This window comes from Burkholderia sp. SR8, assembly GCF_052851275.1.
On record NZ_JAULUC010000032.1, the window covers coordinates 1 to 16,398 of the forward strand.

General features: G+C 68.1%; 15 protein-coding genes. 10 read left to right on the forward strand and 5 right to left on the reverse strand.

All coding sequences use genetic code 11. The features are described 5' to 3' along the window. On the forward strand, positions 1-662 hold a 662-nt coding region (locus tag Q3A80_RS28295; protein WP_446332112.1), incomplete at its 5' end, for a Smr/MutS family protein. Then, entirely contained in the window at positions 649-1,272 is a 624-nt protein-coding gene (locus tag Q3A80_RS28300) for a trimeric intracellular cation channel family protein (RefSeq protein WP_446332113.1), read from the forward strand. The genes Q3A80_RS28295 and Q3A80_RS28300, both read left to right, overlap by 14 nt. Positions 1,273-1,375: 103 nt before the next feature. Here the strand turns inward: Q3A80_RS28300 and Q3A80_RS28305 are convergent, their stop codons facing one another. From Q3A80_RS28305 to Q3A80_RS28320, 4 genes are all read right to left on the reverse strand, one after another. Further along, a complete protein-coding gene (locus tag Q3A80_RS28305) occupies positions 1,376-2,494 on the reverse strand; it encodes an ABC transporter ATP-binding protein (RefSeq protein ID WP_044846209.1) in 1,119 nt (372 codons plus the stop codon). Between the two features lie 110 nt (positions 2,495-2,604). After that, the gene (locus Q3A80_RS28310; protein ID WP_040143627.1) at positions 2,605-3,462 is read right to left on the reverse strand and encodes a carbohydrate ABC transporter permease; all 858 of its coding nucleotides are present in this window, start codon (positions 3,460-3,462) and stop codon (positions 2,605-2,607) included. Beyond that, entirely contained in the window at positions 3,452-4,390 is a 939-nt protein-coding gene (locus Q3A80_RS28315; protein WP_011883674.1) for a carbohydrate ABC transporter permease, read from the reverse strand. Before Q3A80_RS28315 ends, Q3A80_RS28310 begins: the two co-directional genes overlap by 11 nt. 137 nt (positions 4,391-4,527) lie before the next feature. After that, positions 4,528-5,775: an ABC transporter substrate-binding protein gene (locus Q3A80_RS28320; protein WP_446332114.1), complete on the reverse strand. Its 1,248-nt coding sequence runs from the start codon at positions 5,773-5,775 to the stop codon at positions 4,528-4,530. Between the two features lie 429 nt (positions 5,776-6,204). Between Q3A80_RS28320 and zwf the strand changes: the two genes are divergently transcribed. The 3 genes from zwf to Q3A80_RS28335 all read left to right on the forward strand — a co-directional run bounded on the left by zwf (position 6,205) and on the right by Q3A80_RS28335 (position 10,348). After that, positions 6,205-7,674, forward strand: coding sequence for a glucose-6-phosphate dehydrogenase (gene zwf / locus Q3A80_RS28325; protein ID WP_446332115.1), 1,470 nt, complete (start codon positions 6,205-6,207; stop codon positions 7,672-7,674). Between the two features lie 87 nt (positions 7,675-7,761). Beyond that, a complete protein-coding gene (pgl, locus tag Q3A80_RS28330) occupies positions 7,762-8,442 on the forward strand; it encodes a 6-phosphogluconolactonase (RefSeq protein ID WP_446332116.1) in 681 nt (226 codons plus the stop codon). Continuing rightward, the gene (locus Q3A80_RS28335; protein WP_446332117.1) at positions 8,420-10,348 is read left to right on the forward strand and encodes a bifunctional transcriptional regulator/glucokinase; all 1,929 of its coding nucleotides are present in this window, start codon (positions 8,420-8,422) and stop codon (positions 10,346-10,348) included. The genes pgl and Q3A80_RS28335 overlap by 23 nt, the downstream gene beginning before the upstream one ends. A 162-nt stretch (positions 10,349-10,510) precedes the next feature. Here Q3A80_RS28335 and Q3A80_RS28340 read toward each other — a convergent pair whose 3' ends face one another. Beyond that, positions 10,511-11,728 carry a Bcr/CflA family multidrug efflux MFS transporter gene (locus Q3A80_RS28340; RefSeq protein WP_446332118.1) on the reverse strand — a complete coding sequence of 406 codons (1,218 nt, stop codon included), beginning with the start codon at positions 11,726-11,728 and terminating at the stop codon, positions 10,511-10,513. A 229-nt stretch (positions 11,729-11,957) separates the two neighbouring features. Between Q3A80_RS28340 and Q3A80_RS28345 the strand changes: the two genes are divergently transcribed. The 5 genes from Q3A80_RS28345 (at position 11,958) to Q3A80_RS28365 (ending at position 16,375) form a co-directional block, all read left to right on the forward strand. Beyond that, complete coding sequence (locus Q3A80_RS28345; RefSeq protein WP_446332119.1) at positions 11,958-12,410, forward strand: hypothetical protein; 453 nt, start codon at positions 11,958-11,960, stop codon at positions 12,408-12,410. A gap of 189 nt (positions 12,411-12,599) precedes the next feature. Next, positions 12,600-13,883, forward strand: coding sequence for a glutamate-1-semialdehyde 2,1-aminomutase (gene hemL / locus Q3A80_RS28350; RefSeq protein ID WP_446332120.1), 1,284 nt, complete (start codon positions 12,600-12,602; stop codon positions 13,881-13,883). Positions 13,884-13,898: 15 nt separating this feature from the next. Next, the gene (gene ribD / locus Q3A80_RS28355) at positions 13,899-15,020 is read left to right on the forward strand and encodes a bifunctional diaminohydroxyphosphoribosylaminopyrimidine deaminase/5-amino-6-(5-phosphoribosylamino)uracil reductase RibD (RefSeq protein WP_446332121.1); all 1,122 of its coding nucleotides are present in this window, start codon (positions 13,899-13,901) and stop codon (positions 15,018-15,020) included. Between the two features lie 14 nt (positions 15,021-15,034). After that, on the forward strand, positions 15,035-15,664 hold the full coding sequence (locus Q3A80_RS28360) for a riboflavin synthase (RefSeq protein ID WP_446332122.1): 630 nt from the start codon (positions 15,035-15,037) through the stop codon (positions 15,662-15,664). Positions 15,665-15,856: 192 nt separating this feature from the next. Further along, positions 15,857-16,375 carry a DUF1993 domain-containing protein gene (locus Q3A80_RS28365; RefSeq protein ID WP_446332123.1) on the forward strand — a complete coding sequence of 173 codons (519 nt, stop codon included), beginning with the start codon at positions 15,857-15,859 and terminating at the stop codon, positions 16,373-16,375. The last annotated feature ends 23 nt before the right edge of the window (positions 16,376-16,398 follow it).

Consider the following 16,398-nt stretch of genomic DNA (forward strand, 5'->3'; position numbering starts at 1 on the left):
AGGGCCTGGCCGGCCTCGGTGCGCTGCGCAAGTCGCTGCAAGGCGAAGCCGACCGGCGCGAACGCACGCGCGTCGAAACCGCGAAGGCGGCCCGCCAGGCGGAGGCCGACGCGAACCTGTTCCGCAACGAAATCGGCGCGATCCAGCCGTTGAACGCGCCGCCGCGCGCGAAGTCCGGCCGCACGCCGCCCGATCCGCTGCCGAAGCAGACGCAGCGCGACGAGGAAGCGGTGCTGAACGCGACGCTGTCCGACGAATTCGATCCGGAAACGCTGCTCGACAGCGACGAATCGCTGTACTACCACCGCCCCGGCATCAGCCGCGACGTCGTGCGCAAGCTGAGGAGCGGCGCGTGGATCGTGCAGGCGCAGCTCGACCTGCACGGGATGCGGCGCGACGAGGCGCGCGACGCGCTCGCGGAATTCATCCGCGAAGCCGGCAAGAAGGGGCTGCGCTGCCTGCGCGTGATCCACGGCAAGGGCCTCGGCTCGATCGGCAAGGAACCCGTGCTGAAAGGCAAGGTGCGTGCGTGGCTGGTGCAGAAGGAAGAAGTGATCGCGTTCTGCGAGGCGCGCAGCCACGACGGCGGCGCGGGAGCGGTGCTCGTGCTGCTGCAGCCGCTCGCGGCGCCCGCCGAACGGGGGCCGCGTGCCGCATCCTAGGCTGACGCTCGCGATCTCGATACTGGAGGCGATCGCCACGCTGGCTTTCGCGATCTCGGGCTTCATCGAGGCGCGCAAGAACCGCCTGGACTCGGTCGGCACGTTCGTCGTCGCGCTCGCGACCGCATTCGGCGGCGGCACGCTGCGCGACATCCTGCTCGAACGCCGGCCGTTCTACTGGGTCGTGCACGACGACTACGTGATCGCGATCTTCGTGCTGGCGCTGTTCGCGCCGTTCGTGCTGCGGATGCTGTCGCGGCTGTCGGCCGAGCGGCTGTTGCTGGTGGCCGATGCGATCGGGCTCGGCATCTTCAGCATCTCGGGCACCGCGATCGCGCTCGATGCCGAGATGCCGCGCTTCATCGCGGTGATGATGGGCGTGATCACCGGCGTGGTCGGCGGGATCGTGCGCGACGTGCTGTGCAACGACATCCCGCTGATCCTGCGCGATTCGCGGCCGTACGCGACCTGCGCATTCGTCGGCTGCTGGTTCTACCTGCTGCTCGCGTGGCTGCAGTTCGACTCGGTGTACAGCGTGCTGCTCGCGACCGGCTTCATCCTCGTCGCGCGGCTCGCGACGTTCAAGTTCGACGTGCGGTTGCCGCACTGACGCTGCAGCGCGACCGCGCCGCCAACGATCGCCAACCCGTCCAAACGAAAGGGGCCGTTCATCACGAACGGCCCCTTTTCTTTCACTCAGCGCACGCGCCGCGTCACGCGATCCGCTCTTCCGACGCCGGATCGAACAGCACCGCCTTCGACACGTCGAACAGCAGCGACTGCGTCTGCCCCGGTTGCGGATTCGCGGCCGGATGCACGCGGCTCACGATCCGCTTGCCGTTTACCTGCGCGAACACGTGCGTGTCCGGGCCCGTCGGCTCGGTCACGTCGACGCGCACGTCGATCGGCTGCAGCTTCGACGCCTCGCCGTGATGGGCGTTGCGCGCGTCGGTAATGCGCTCCGGACGCAGACCGAGGATCACCTCGCGGCCGACGTGGCCGTTCATCCGCTTCGCATCGAACGGCAGGTTCAGCGCGCTGCGCGCGAGGCCCGTGTCGATCTCGAGCGCGATCCCGCTGCCCTGCTCGACCAGCTTGCCGTTGATGAAGTTCATCGGCGGCGCGCCGATGAAGCCCGCGACGAACAGGTTCGACGGCGAATCGTAGATCTCCTGCGGCGCGCCGAACTGCTGGACCACGCCGTCCTTCATCACCGCGATCCGGTCGCCGAGCGTCATCGCCTCGATCTGGTCGTGCGTCACGTAGACGATCGTCGTGCCGAGGCGCTGGTGCAGCAGCTTGATCTCCGCGCGCATCTCGATGCGCAGCTTCGCATCGAGGTTCGACAGCGGCTCGTCGAACAGGAACAGCGACGGATCGCGCGCGAGCGCGCGGCCCATCGCGACGCGCTGGCGCTGGCCGCCCGACAGCTGGCCCGGCTTGCGGTCGAGCAGATGCTGGATCTGCAGCATCGCGGACACGCGCTCGACGATCTGCTGCTGCTCGCTCTTCGGCACCTTGCGGATGTTCAGGCCGAACGAGATGTTCTCGCGCACCGTCATCGACGGATACAGCGCGTACGACTGGAACACCATCGCGATGTCGCGATCCTTCGGCGACAGGTCGTTGACGACCTTGCCGTCGATGCAGATCTCGCCGCTCGTCACGGTCTCGAGGCCGGCGATCATGTTGAGCAGCGTCGACTTCCCGCAGCCCGACCCGCCGACCAGGATCAGGAACTGTCCGTCCTCGATCTCGATGTCGACACCCTTCAGGACCGGCACCCCGTTCGGGTAGGTCTTGTACACGTCACGGATGGAAAGGCTTGCCATGCTGTGAATCCTCTGTCTCGTCTCGCGCGGCGCTACGGCGCCGCGTCGGGTTCGTTTCGATGCGCCGCGCGTCGTGCGCGGCCGGTTCGTCGTATCGGATGAAGCCGCGCTTACCCCTTCACCGCGCCCGCCGTCAGCCCGCGCACGAAGTAGCGGCCGGCGACCACGTAGACGAGCAGCGTCGGCAGCGCGGCAATGATCGCGCCGGCCATGTCGACGTTGTATTCCTTCACGCCCGTCGACGTGTTGACGAGGTTGTTCAGCGCGACCGTGATCGGCATCGAATCGACGCCGGAGAACACGATCCCGAACAGGAAGTCGTTCCAGATCTGCGTGAACTGCCAGATCAGGCACACCATGAAGATCGGCAGCGACACCGGCAGCAGGATCTTCGTGAAGATCGTGAAGAAGCCCGCGCCGTCGATGCGCGCGGCCTTCACGAGCTCGGCCGGCACGCTCACGTAGAAGTTGCGGAAGAACATCGTCGTGAACGCGATCCCGTACACCACGTGCACGAACACCAGGCCCGGGATCGTGTTCGCGAGGCCGAGCATCCCCTGCAGGCGCGCCATCGGCAGCAGGATCACCTGGAACGGAATGAAGCAGCCGACCAGCATCATCGTGAACAGCGCATCCGCGCCGCGAAAGCGCCAGTGCGTGAGCACGTAGCCGTTGAACGCGCCGATCAGCGACGAGATCAGCACGGCCGGAATCACCATCTGCAGCGAGTTCAGGAAGAACGGCTTCATCCCGTCGCAACGCACGCCGGTACACGCGCCGCTCCACGCCTTCACCCACGGATCGACGGTCCAGTGCGACGGCGGCGTCAGCAGGTTGCCGGTACGAAGCTGGTCGAGGTCCTTGAACGACGTCGACAGCATCACGTAGATCGGGAACAGGAAATACAGCGCGAACAGGATCAGCGCCGCATAGATCACTGCCCGGCTGATCGTCATCTTAGGCTGCATTGCGGGTGCTCCTCGATTCCATATACATCAGCGGCACCAGCACCGCGACCACGGTCGCGAGCATCATCACCGACGACGCCGCGCCGAGCCCGAGCTGGCCGCGATTGAACGAAAACGTGTACATGAACATGGCCGGCAGCGACGACGACGTGCCGGGGCCGCCCGCCGTCAGCGCGACGACCAGGTCGAAGGTCTTGATCGTGATGTGGCACAGGATCAGCAGCACCGAGAAGAACACCGGGCGCATGCTCGGGATCACGATCTTGCGGTAGATGGTCGGCAGCGTCGCGCCGTCGACCTGCGCGGCCTTGAAGATCTCGGCGTCGACGCCGCGCAGCCCTGCCAGGAACAGCGCCATCACGAAGCCGGTCGACTGCCACACGGCGGCGATCACGATACAGAAGATCGCCTTGTCCGGATCGTCGAGCCAGCCGAACGAGAAACTCGTCCAGCCCCAGTCGTGCATCACCTTCTCGAGGCCGAGGCCCGGGTTCAGGATCCACTGCCACGCGGTGCCGGTCACGATGAACGACAGCGCCATCGGGTACAGGAAGATCGCGCGCAGCGCGCCTTCGTTGCGGATCCGCTGGTCGAGCAGGATCGCGAGGAACAGGCCGAGCCCGACGCAGATCGCGATGAACGGAATCCCGAACCAGCCGAGGTTCGCGGCGGAGGTCCACCACACGTCGTTCTGGAACAGGTCGGTGTAACGGCCGAAGCCGTCGAATTCGTAGTTCGGCAACAGCCGCGAATTGGTCAGCGACAGATAGCCGGTAATCAGGATGAAGCCGTAGATGAACACCACGGCGATCGCGAGGCTCGGCGCGAGCACGAGCTTCGGGATCCAGCGATCGGCGAAGGCCGACATCGGCGACGTGCGCCGCGCGACGGCAGCGCCGGATCCGTTTCCGCTAAGAGGGGCAGCCACTTGATTCGACTCCTGGAACGAGGACGGCGCAGGCCGGGCCGGCGCCGGTACGGCGCGGGCCCGCGGGCGAGCCCGTTTGCTGCACATGCAAAAACGCCCGGCCGACGATGCGCTTGCGGCCGGGCGCCTGTCGCGCTTTACTTCACCTTCGCGGCTTTCGCGAGCGCGGCGACCGCGCTCTTCGAATCCTGCTGCGAGTTCATGAACTTCGTCACGACGTCGGTGATCGCGCCGGCCGTCGCATCGCCCTGCGCCATCCCGTGCGCCAGCGACGGCACGAAGCCGCCCGACTTGATCGCGGTCTGCTCGTCGGCGTACGACTTCTTCGCGCAGTCGTCGAACTTGTCCATCTTCACGCCGAGACGCACCGGCACCGAGCCCTTCAGCAGGCTGAACTGCTCCTGGAAGTCCGGCGTCATGATCGTCTTCGCGAGCGCGATCTGGCCCGGCGTCGCGTTCTTCTCGCCCTTCTGCTGGAAGAACACGAACGAGTCGACGTTGAACGTGTACGAATTCACGGTGCCCGGCACCGGCGCGCAGATGTAGTCCTTGCCCGCCTTCTTGCCGGCGTTCTCGAACTCGCCCTTCGCCCAGTCGCCCATGAACTGCATGCCGGCCTTGCCGTTGATGACCATCGCGGTCGCGAGGTTCCAGTCGCGGCCGTTGCGGCCGGTGTCGAAGTAGCCCTGGATCTTGCGCACCGTGTCGAACACCGACAGCATCTGCGGCGAGGTCAGCGTGGCCTGGTCGAGGTCGACGAGCGCCTTCTTGTAGAACGCCGGACCCTGCGACAGCACGACGTCTTCCCACAGCGTCAGGTCCTGCCACGGCTGGCCGCCCATCGCGACCGGCTGGATGCCCGCGGCCTTCAGCTTGTCGGCGACCGCGAAGAATTCAGGCCAGGTGGTCGGCACCTTCGCGCCGACCTTGTCGAGCGCGGCCTTGTTGATGTAGAGCCAGTTCACGCGGTGCACCGAGAACGGCGCGGCGACGGTATGACCCTTGTACTTGATGATCTTGTCGATTTCCGGCGGCAGGTTCTGCTTCCAGTCGCCAGCGGCGGAGTCGATGTTGACGAGCACGCCCTGGTCGGCCCAGTCCTGGATCAGCGGGCCCTTGATCTGCGCGGCCGACGGTGCGTCGCCGCTGATCACCTTGGTCTTCAGCGCGGTCATGGCCGCCGCGCCCGCGCCGCCCGCGACCGCGAAGTCCTTCCACACGTAGCCCTGCTTCTGCATGTCGTCCTTCAGCACGCCGACGGCCTTGGACTCGCCGCCCGAGGTCCACCAGTGCAGCACCGTCACGTTCTCGGCTGCCTGCGCCGCCACGGCGCCAGCCATCAGACCCGCGGCGCAGAGCGCGCCCATGATCGAGCGAACTTTCATTACTTATCTCCTCCAGACTGAATCAACTCGTGAGGTTCCCCGACGGGGAACCGGCTTCTTGATAAACGACGGGGAAATCGAGCCGCGGGACGCATGCAGCGTACGGGCCGATGACCGGCCGGGCTCTTACAGAAAGCGTGAATCGAGATTCAACGGCGTGTCTCCTCTTTGTGTTTCTGGCCCGCCGCGATGCTGCGGCGCGAGCCCGGGGGCGACGGCGCGCGAACGATGCGCTCCGTCAATGTCCGATACCATTCGGCACAAGGCGCTCCCGAAGGCGAAGCTCGTGCAGTTCGTCGACCGCACATCTTTTTTTCTTCACCCAGGTGCTACCCCTTGCGGCGGATTGTAGTTAAACTACAATTCAGTGTCAAAAATATTTTTATCGCACTACGGATCGCTTCCCAGCACCCCAACCGGCGGAGACACATGCATACCGATTCCAGCTTTACCTTCGTACTTTTCGGCGGCACCGGCGACCTGTCGATGCGCAAGATCCTGCCCGCGCTGTTCGAAGCGCACCGCGGCAACATGCTCGCGGAAGGCGGCCGGATCGTTGCCGTCGCGCGGCACGAATCGGATCGGGCCCACTATCTCGAATGGGTCGACACGCACGTGAAGCCGCATGCGGCGAAGGCGGCCGGCAGCGCATTCGACGACAGCGCATGGAAGTCGTTCCTCGAGCGCATCCAATACGTGAATCTCGACCTCGGCCGCGAGGAAGACTACGTCGTGCTGCGCGACGCGGTCGCGCATCTGCCGGGCATCCGCGTGTTCTATCTCGCGACGGGCCCGTCGCTGTTCGTGCCGATCTGCAAGGCGCTCGCGTCGGTCGGGCTGAACGAAGGCGCGCGCATCGTGCTCGAGAAGCCGCTCGGCTACGACCTGCGCTCGTCGAACGCGATCAACGACGCGGTCGGCGAAATCTTCGCGGAAGACCAGATCTACCGGATCGACCACTATCTCGGGAAGGAGCCGGTACAGAACCTGCTCGCGCTGCGCTTCGGCAACGCGCTGTTCGAGCCGCTGTGGCGCCGCGAATGGGTCGAGAGCATCCAGATCACGATCGCCGAGGAGCTCGGCGTCGAAGCGCGCGGCGATTTCTACGACAATACGGGCGCGCTGCGCGACATGGTGCAGAACCATCTGCTGCAGCTGCTGTCGATCGTCGCGATGGAGCCGCCGCACTCGATGGATTCGGATTCGGTGCGCGACGAGAAGCTGCGCGTGCTGCGTGCGCTGAAGCCCGTCGATCCGCGCGACATCGGCAAGGTCGCGGTGCGCGGCCAGTATCATGCGGGCGTGATCAAGGGCGCGCAGGTGCCGGCGTACGCGACCGAGCCGGGCGTGAAGCCCGACAGCCAGACCGAGACCTTCGTCGCGCTGAAGGTGGAGATCGAGAACTGGCGCTGGGCCGGCGTGCCGTTCTTCCTGCGCACCGGCAAGCGGCTCGCCGACCGCGTCGCGGAGATCGTCGTCAACTTCCGTCCGGTGCCGCACTCGGCGCTCGGGGCCTCGGCGCTGCGCGCCGGCGCGAACCGCCTCGTGATCCGGCTGCAGCCGAACGAGACGATTCGCCTGTACTGCCTCGCGAAGCAGCCGGGCGAAGGGATGAACCTCGCGAGCGTGCACCTCGACCTCGCGTTCGACCAGTTCTTCAAGGAAGGGCAGATGGAGGCGTACCAGCGCCTGCTGCTCGACGTGATCAACGGCCGACTCGCCCTCTTCGTGCGGCGCGACGAGCAGGAAGCCGCGTGGCGCTGGGTCGAGCCGATCCTGAACGAATGGGCGCGCACGCTGAAGCCGCCGAAGCCGTACGCGGCGGGCACGTGGGGGCCGGCCGCGGCGAGCGCGATGCTCGCGCAGCACGGCACCTGCTGGCTCGAAGAGGAAAACTGATGCAAGCCGTTGCCGTGCGCCCCGTGCGCGCGGCAACGTGCGCCACGATTCACACGAATTGAACAGACAAAGCAGTCCGGAGGAGATGTGATCGAGATCCACGCTTTCGACACCCAGGAAGCGCAAAGCGAAGCGCTCGCGCGCGCCGTCGGCGATGCGCTGCGCGCGGCGCTCGCGGGCCCCGCGCGCCCGACGCTCGCGGTGTCCGGCGGCACGAGCCCGCGGCCGTTCCTGCAAACGCTGTCGCATGCGGCGCTCGACTGGGCCGGCGTCGACGTCACGCTGGTCGACGACCGCTGGGTGCCGGAGCACGACGCAGCCAGCAACGCGCAACTCGTGCGCGACACGCTGCTGCAGCACGCGGCGGCCCCTGCCCGCTTCCTGCCGCTCGTCGACACGCGCGTGCCGCTCGACGCGCACGTCGCAGCACTCAATGCAAACGCCGATTACCGTGTGCCGACCGTCGCCGTGCTCGGCATGGGCGAGGACGGCCATACCGCGTCGATTTTCGCGGATGCGCCCGAATGGGACCACGCGATCACGACGCCCGAACGCTTCGTCGCCGTGCATCCCGGCGCGGCGCCGCATGCGCGCGTGAGCTTTTCGCTCGATGCGCTCAAGCGCGTCGACCGGCTGTTCCTGCTGATCGCCGGCAGCCGCAAACGCGACGTGCTCGACGCCGCGGCCGCCACGCTGCAGAAGAACGCGATTTCCCAACTGGCCAACGACAAGGGGACCAAGCTCGATGTCTACTGGTGCGCAAAGTAAGGCTGTCGTCGCCGGCCAGCACGCCGACGGCCCGCGCCTGCTCGCGGACGTCGGCGGCACCAACGCGCGTTTCGCGCTGGAAACCGGTCCGGGCGAAATCACGCAGATCCGCGTCTATCCGGGCGCGGACTACCCGACGCTCACCGACGCGATCCGCAAGTATCTGAAGGACGTGAAGATCGCCCGCGTGAACCACGCGGCGATCGCGATCGCGAACCCGGTCGACGGCGACCAGGTCACGATGACCAATCACGACTGGAGCTTTTCGATCGAGGCGACGCGCCGTGCGCTCGGGTTCGACACGCTGCTCGTCGTCAACGACTTCACCGCGCTCGCGATGGCGCTGCCCGGCCTGACCGACGCGCAGCGCGTGCAGATCGGCGGCGGCGCGCGCCGCCAGAACAGCGTGATCGGGCTGCTGGGGCCCGGCACCGGGCTTGGCGTATCGGGGCTGATACCGGCGGACGACCGCTGGATCGCGCTCGGCAGCGAAGGCGGTCATGCATCGTTCGCGCCGCAGGACGAGCGCGAGGATCTGGTGCTGCAGTACGCGCGCAAGAAGTTTCCGCACGTGTCGTTCGAACGCGTGTGCGCAGGCCCCGGCATGGAGATCATCTACCGCGCGCTCGCCGCGCGCGACAAGAAGCGCGTCGCCGCGTCCGTCGATACGGCCGAGATCGTCGAGCGCGCGCATGCGGGCGACGCGCTCGCGCTCGAAACCGTCGAATGCTTCTGCGGGATTCTCGGCTCGTTCGCCGGCAGCGTCGCGCTGACGCTCGGCGCGCTCGGCGGGGTCTATATCGGCGGCGGCGTCGCGCTGAAGCTCGGCGAGCTGTTCACGCGCTCGTCGTTCCGCGCGCGCTTCGAGGCGAAGGGCCGCTTCGCGCACTATCTCGAGAACATCCCGACCTACCTGATCACCGCCGAGTATCCGGCGTTCCTCGGCGTATCGGCCATTCTCGCGGAGCAGTTGTCGAACCGCTCGGGCGGCGCGTCGTCGGCCGTGTTCGAGCGGATCCGCCAGATGCGCGACGCGCTGACGCCGGCCGAGCGCCGCGTCGCCGATCTCGCGCTGAACCATCCGCGCTCGATCATCAACGACCCGATCGTCGACATCGCGCGCAAGGCGGACGTGAGCCAGCCGACGGTGATCCGCTTCTGCCGCTCGCTCGGCTGCCAGGGCCTGTCGGACTTCAAGCTGAAGCTCGCGACCGGCCTTACCGGCACGATTCCGATGAGCCACAGCCAGGTGCATCTCGGCGACACGGCCACCGATTTCGGTGCGAAGGTGCTCGACAACACGGTGTCCGCGATCCTGCAGCTGCGCGAGCACCTGAACTTCGAGCACGTCGAGAACGCGATCGAGATCCTGAACGGTGCGCGCCGCATCGAGTTCTACGGGCTCGGCAACTCGAACATCGTCGCGCAGGACGCGCACTACAAGTTCTTCCGCTTCGGGATCCCGACGATCGCGTACGGCGACCTGTACATGCAGGCCGCGTCGGCCGCGCTGCTCGGCAAGGGCGACGTGATCGTCGCGGTGTCGAAGTCCGGGCGCGCGCCGGAGCTGCTGCGCGTGCTCGACGTCGCGATGCAGGCCGGTGCGAAGGTGATCGCGATCACGTCGAGCAACACGCCGCTCGCGAAGCGCGCGACCGTCGCGCTCGAGACCGACCACATCGAGATGCGCGAGTCGCAGCTGTCGATGATCTCGCGGATCCTGCATCTGCTGATGATCGACATCCTGGCCGTCGGCGTCGCGATCCGTCGCGCGTCGACCAACGGCGAATTGCCGGAGGCCGTCGCGCAGGCCCGCGCCCGCGCGAGCGACGACGAAACGGCCGACGTGCTCGACTGGCTGAGCCACGGCGCATCGCCGGCGGCGAAGGACGTCGCGCGCGACTGATGCACCACGCGATGCGGGAGGCAGGTCACGGCCTTCCGCTCGCCGTAAAAAAACGCCACCGCGCGCCGTGAATCCAACCGTCGAAGTGGTTCGCCAACTTTTGAGGTTCGGTTCACCGCGCGCGGTGGCGTTTCGTCATTCCACGGCCGGCGCCGCGGCACTTCACGCGCCCGCTTTCACCGGCCGGCCGTGCCAGCGCAGCACGAGATAACGTCCGACGAACACCAGCACGCCACAGACGCCGATCGTCACGCCCATCGCGAACGGCGTGCCGTCGGCAAGTGCGCCGATCGCGACGCTCGCGAGCGCGCCGAGCGCGAGCTGCATCGCGCCGAACACGGCCGCCGACGCGCCCGCGTTGTGCGGATAGCGATGCATCAGGTCGGTCGTGCAGTTCGCGGACAGGATCCCGACCACGCCGACGACGAAGAACAGGCACACGACGATCGACCACAGCCCGCCCCACCCGGTCAGCGCGACGAGCGCGACCGCAAGCGATGCGATGCCGCTCACGAGCGACGCGGCCGAGATGATGCGCAGCGAGCCGAGGCGGCCGACGAGCCGCGTGTTGGTGAAGTTGCCGATCATGATCCCGACGACGTTCAGCCCGAACAGCAGCCCGTAGTGCTGCGGCGACACGTGGAAATACTCGATGTACACGAACGGCGTCGCGGTGATGTACGAGAACATCGACGCGAACGCCATCCCGCCGCACAGCATGTGCCCCCACGCGACCGGATCGGACAGGATGCGGCCGTACGATGCGAACGACGCGAGCACGGCCGCGCTCTTGCGCCGCTCCTTCGGCCAGGTCTCGGGTACGCGCAGATACGCGGTCGCCGCGCACAGCGCGCCGAACGCGGCGAGCACGACGAACACGCCGCGCCAGCCGGCGAAGCGCAGGATCTGGCCGCCGAGCAGCGGCGCGAGCAGCGGCCCGACCGCGGTGACGATCGCGACCATCGACAGCACCTTCGCCGCATCGGTCGGCTCGTGCGCGTCGCGCGCGATCGCGCGGGCGAGCACCGACGCGGCACCGGCGCCGAGCGCCTGCAGGAAGCGCACGAGGATCAGCATGTCGATCGAGGTCGCCACGAAGCAGCCGATGCTCGCGAGCGTGAACAGCGCGATGCCGCCGAGCAGCACCGGCCGGCGGCCCCACGTGTCGGACAGCGGCCCGTACAGCAGCATGCCGATCGAGAAACCGGCCATGAAGCTCGTCAGCGTGCGCTGCGCGGCGCCGGGGCTCACGGAGAAGCCTGCGGCGATCGACGGCAGGCTCGGCAGGTACATGTCGGTGGCGATCGGCCCGCAGGCCGCGAGCGCGCCGAGCAACAGGATCAGCCGGGCATCGGGCCGGCGCCGGACGACGTGGGACATGGGTATCCGGATGGGAGGCCCGCGCGCATCGCGGCGCGCATGGCGGTGAAGACGGAGGCGCGCCGCGAGCGGTGCGTTCAGGCTCATGATTGTACGCGCAACTTTTTCGGATGCCGCGCGCGGCCCGAACGCGACCGCACGATCGGCGTCGCGAATTCGCACGCGGATTCGATTAAGCTTTCCGCTCTCCGCCTCTCTCGTCTGATCAATCCGACGCACGACCGAAACGATGACCGCCTTCCTGCTGATCTGGAGCCCCAAGAAATGGCCGTGGCCCGAACTGCCCGACGTCGCCGCGCGCGTGAAAGCCGGCGAGGCCGTGCACGACGTGTGGGGCTGCGGCTTCGCGCGCGGCATCCTGCCCGGCGACCGCGTGTTCCTGCACCGCGTCGCGAAGGAGCCGAAGGGCGTGTTCGGCTCGGGTTACGTGACGCGCGCGCCGTACGAGGTCCCCGACCCGGCGACGAAGCGCGGCTACCGGCTCTGCATCGACTTCGTCTACGACTGGCTCGTCGACGCGCATCGGGACGTCGTGATCCCGCGCGACGCGCTGCGCGTGCATCCGTACTCGGTGCAGACCTGGGATGCGCAAAGCTCCGGCACGTCGATCAAGCCGATGGTCGAGGGCCCGCTGGAAAAGCGCTGGGCCGAGCTGACCGGCAAGCGCAGGCCGCCGCGATAAAAGGGGCCGATCCGACGGGCACGCGCGGTTCGCGGGTGCCCGTCCGGTCCCGTTCCCCACGCGCCGAAAGGCCGCAGACCCGGCCGCGGGCCCGCCGCGCGCGTCTCTTGTACAATCGGACGATCGTTCCGCCCAGGCGCCGCGGCCCGTGCTCAAGGCCCCCGCGCCCTTCTCTCGCAGGTTTCGCCCATGTCCAACAATCAGATTCTCTTCGAACGCGCCCAGAAGACCATTCCGGGCGGCGTCAACTCGCCGGTGCGCGCGTTCCGTTCGGTCGGCGGCACGCCGCGCTTCGTGTCGCGCGCGCAGGGCCCGTACTTCTGGGATGCCGACGGCAAGCAGTACATCGACTACATCGGCTCGTGGGGCCCGATGATCGTCGGCCATGTCCATCCGGACGTGCTGTCGGCCGTGCAGAACGTGCTCGCCGACGGCTTCTCGTTCGGCGCGCCGACCGAAGCGGAAATCGAAATCGCCGAGGAAATCTGCAAGCTCGTGCCGTCGATCGAGCAGGTGCGGATGGTGTCGAGCGGCACCGAGGCCACGATGAGCGCGCTGCGCCTCGCGCGCGGCTTCACGGGCCGCAGCCGCATCGTCAAGTTCGAAGGCTGCTACCACGGCCACGCGGACAGCCTGCTGGTCAAGGCCGGCTCGGGCCTGCTGACGTTCGGCAACCCGACGTCGGCCGGCGTGCCCGCCGACATCGCGAAGCACACGACCGTCCTCGAATACAACAACGTCGCCGCGCTCGAAGAAGCATTCGGCGCGTTCGGCGACGACATCGCCGCGGTGATCGTCGAGCCCGTCGCGGGCAACATGAACCTCGTGCGCGGCACGCCCGAGTTCCTGAACGCGCTGCGCGCACTGTGCACGAAGCACGGCGCCGTGCTGATCTTCGACGAGGTGATGTGCGGGTTCCGCGTCGCGCTCGGCGGCGCGCAGGCGCACTACGGGATCGCGGCCGACCTCACGTGCCTCGGCAAGGTGATCGGCGGCGGGATGCCGGCTGCCGCGTTCGGCGGCCGCCGCGACATCATGGCCCACCTCGCGCCGCTCGGCGGCGTGTACCAGGCCGGCACGCTGTCGGGCAACCCGATCGCGGTGGCCGCGGGCCTGAAGACGCTGCAGCTGATCCAGGCGCCCGGCTTCTACGACGCGCTCACCGCGCAGACGAAGCGCCTCGCCGACGGCCTCGCGGCCGAAGCGCGCGCGGCCGGCGTGCCGTTCGCGGCCGACTCGATCGGTGCGATGTTCGGTCTCTACTTCGCCGAGCGCGTGCCCACGAGCTTCGCGGAAGTCACGAAGAGCGACGTCGCGCGCTTCAACCGCTTCTTCCACCTGATGCTCGACGAAGGCGTGTACTTCGCGCCGTCCGCGTACGAGGCCGGCTTCGTCTCGAGCACGCACGACGACGCGGTGATCGACGCGACGCTCGCGGCCGCGCGCCGCGCGTTCGCGGCGCTGGCCGCCTGACCCGGGTCCGCGCGCATGTTCTCGGATACCGACTTCGCCCACATGCAGCGCGCGCTGACGCTCGCGGCGCGCGGCATGTACACGACCGCGCCGAACCCGCGCGTCGGCTGCGTGATCGTCAAGGACGGCAGCGTGATCGGCGAAGGCTTCACGCAGCCGGCCGGCCAGGACCACGCGGAAGTGCAGGCGCTGAAGGACGCGCGCGCGCGCGGCCATGACGTCGCCGGCGCCACCGTGTACGTGACGCTCGAGCCGTGCAGCCACTTCGGCCGCACGCCGCCGTGCGCGAACGCGCTGATCGACGCGCGCGTCGCGAAGGTCGTCGCGGCGATGGAAGACCCGAATCCGCAGGTGTCGGGGCGCGGCCTCGGGATGCTGCGCGACGCGGGCATCGACGTGCGCTGCGGGCTGCTCGCGAACGAGGCGGGCGAGCTGAACATCGGTTTCGTGTCGCGGATGACGCGCGGCCGCCCGTGGGTGCGGATGAAGACGGCCGCGTCGCTCGACGCGCGCACCGCACTGCCGTCCGGCGAAAGCCAGTGGATCACCGGCGAGGCCGCGCGCCTCGACGGCCACGCGTGGCGCGCGCGCGCGTGCGCGATCCTGACCGGGATCGGCACCGTGCGGGAAGACAACCCGCTGCTGACCGTGCGCGGCATCGACACGCCGCGCCAGCCGCAGCGCGTGCTGATCGACAGCCGTCTCGACCTGCCGCTCGATGCGCGGCTGCTCGAAGGCGCGCCGCTGCTGATCTTCTGCGGCCGGCTCGATGCAGCCGGCGACATGCGCGCGAACGTGCTGAAGTCGCGCGGCGCGGAAATCGTGCCGCTCGCGAATGCGCAAGGCAAGGTCGACCTGCCCGCGATGCTCGCGGAGCTCGGCGCGCGCGGCGTGAACGAGCTGCACGTCGAAGCGGGCCACAAGCTGAACGGCTCGCTGCTGCGCGAGCAGTGCGTCGACGAGCTGCTGGTCTATCTCGCGCCGAGCCTGCTCGGCAGCGACGCGGCCGGCATGTTCGACCTCGCCGCGCCGGCGAGCCTCGACGCCCGCACGCGGCTCGCATTCCACAGCGTCGAGCGGATCGGCGACGATCTGCGCATCCTGGCGCGTGTCGCGCCGCCCCCTGCGTCCCATTGAACGGAGCCGTCACGATGTTTACCGGAATTGTCGCGGCCGTCGGCCGCATCGAATCGATCACCCCGCTCGGCGCGTCGCCCGATGCGGGCGTGCGGCTGACCGTGCAGGCCGGCGAGCTCGACCTCGCCGATGTCGCGCTCGGCGACAGCATCGCGATCCAGGGCGCGTGCATGACGGTCATCGAAAAGACCGCCACCGGCTTCGACGTCGACGTGTCGCGCGAAAGCCTGAACCGCACGGTCGGCCTCGCGCAGCCCGGCGAAGTGAACCTCGAAAAGGCGCTGCGCGCGCACGACCGGCTCGGCGGGCACATCGTGTCGGGCCACGTCGACGGCCTCGGCACCGTCACGCGCTTTGCGCCGGTCGGCGAGTCGCACGAGCTGCGGATCGTCGCGCCGCGCGAGCTCGGCCGCTATCTGGCCTACAAGGGCTCGATCACGGTCAACGGCGTGAGCCTGACCGTCAATACCGTCGACGATCGCGCGGACGGCTGCGAATTCTCGATCAATCTCATCCCGCATACGGTCGAGGTCACGACGCTGCGGCACGTGAAGGCCGGCGACAAGGTCAATCTCGAAGTCGACATGATCGCGCGGTATGTCGAGCGGATGCTGTCCGCATCGCAGGGCGTGCATCAGGACTGATGGCGGCGGTTCGGCCGCTGGAATCGCTGGATATGGAATGGCGGCTGCCGGCTCGGCGCCGCCCCTGGCCGAACGGCCAACGACGCGCACGCCCCGTCGCGTCGCGCTAAGATGCAACGGCAGCGGATCCGGCGCCGCGACGCACGGCGCGACCGGTGTCGGCTGCACCCTTTTCCACCAGGAGTCGTCCCCATGTCCATCTCGATGTACCAGGCTTCGCTGCCCGTCCTGATCCGCGGCCTCACCAACCTGCAGCACATCCTCGGCAAGGCGCAGGCGCACGCGGCCGAGAAGCAGATCGACCCGTCGGTGTTCATCGGCGCGCGCCTCTTCCCGGACATGCTGCCGCTCGTCCGCCAGGTGTACATCGCGACCGACACGGCGAAGGGCTGCGCCGCGCGGCTCGCCGGCGTCGACATCCCGAGCTATCCCGACGTCGAGCAGACGTTCGACGAACTGCATGCGCGCATCCAGAAGACGATCGACTATCTGAAGGGCTTCGACGCCGCGCAGATCGACGGCAGCGAAGCGCGGCAGATCGTGCTCAAGATGCGCGTCGGTCCGATCGAGTTCACCGGGCAGTCGTACCTGCTGAACTTCGTGCTGCCCAACTTCTTCTTCCACGTGACGACCGCGTACGACATCCTGCGCCACAGCGGCGTCGAGCTCGGCAAGCTCGACTACCTCGGCGGCCGCAACGAGCAAGGCTGACGCACGGCGGGCCGGGCCGCCGC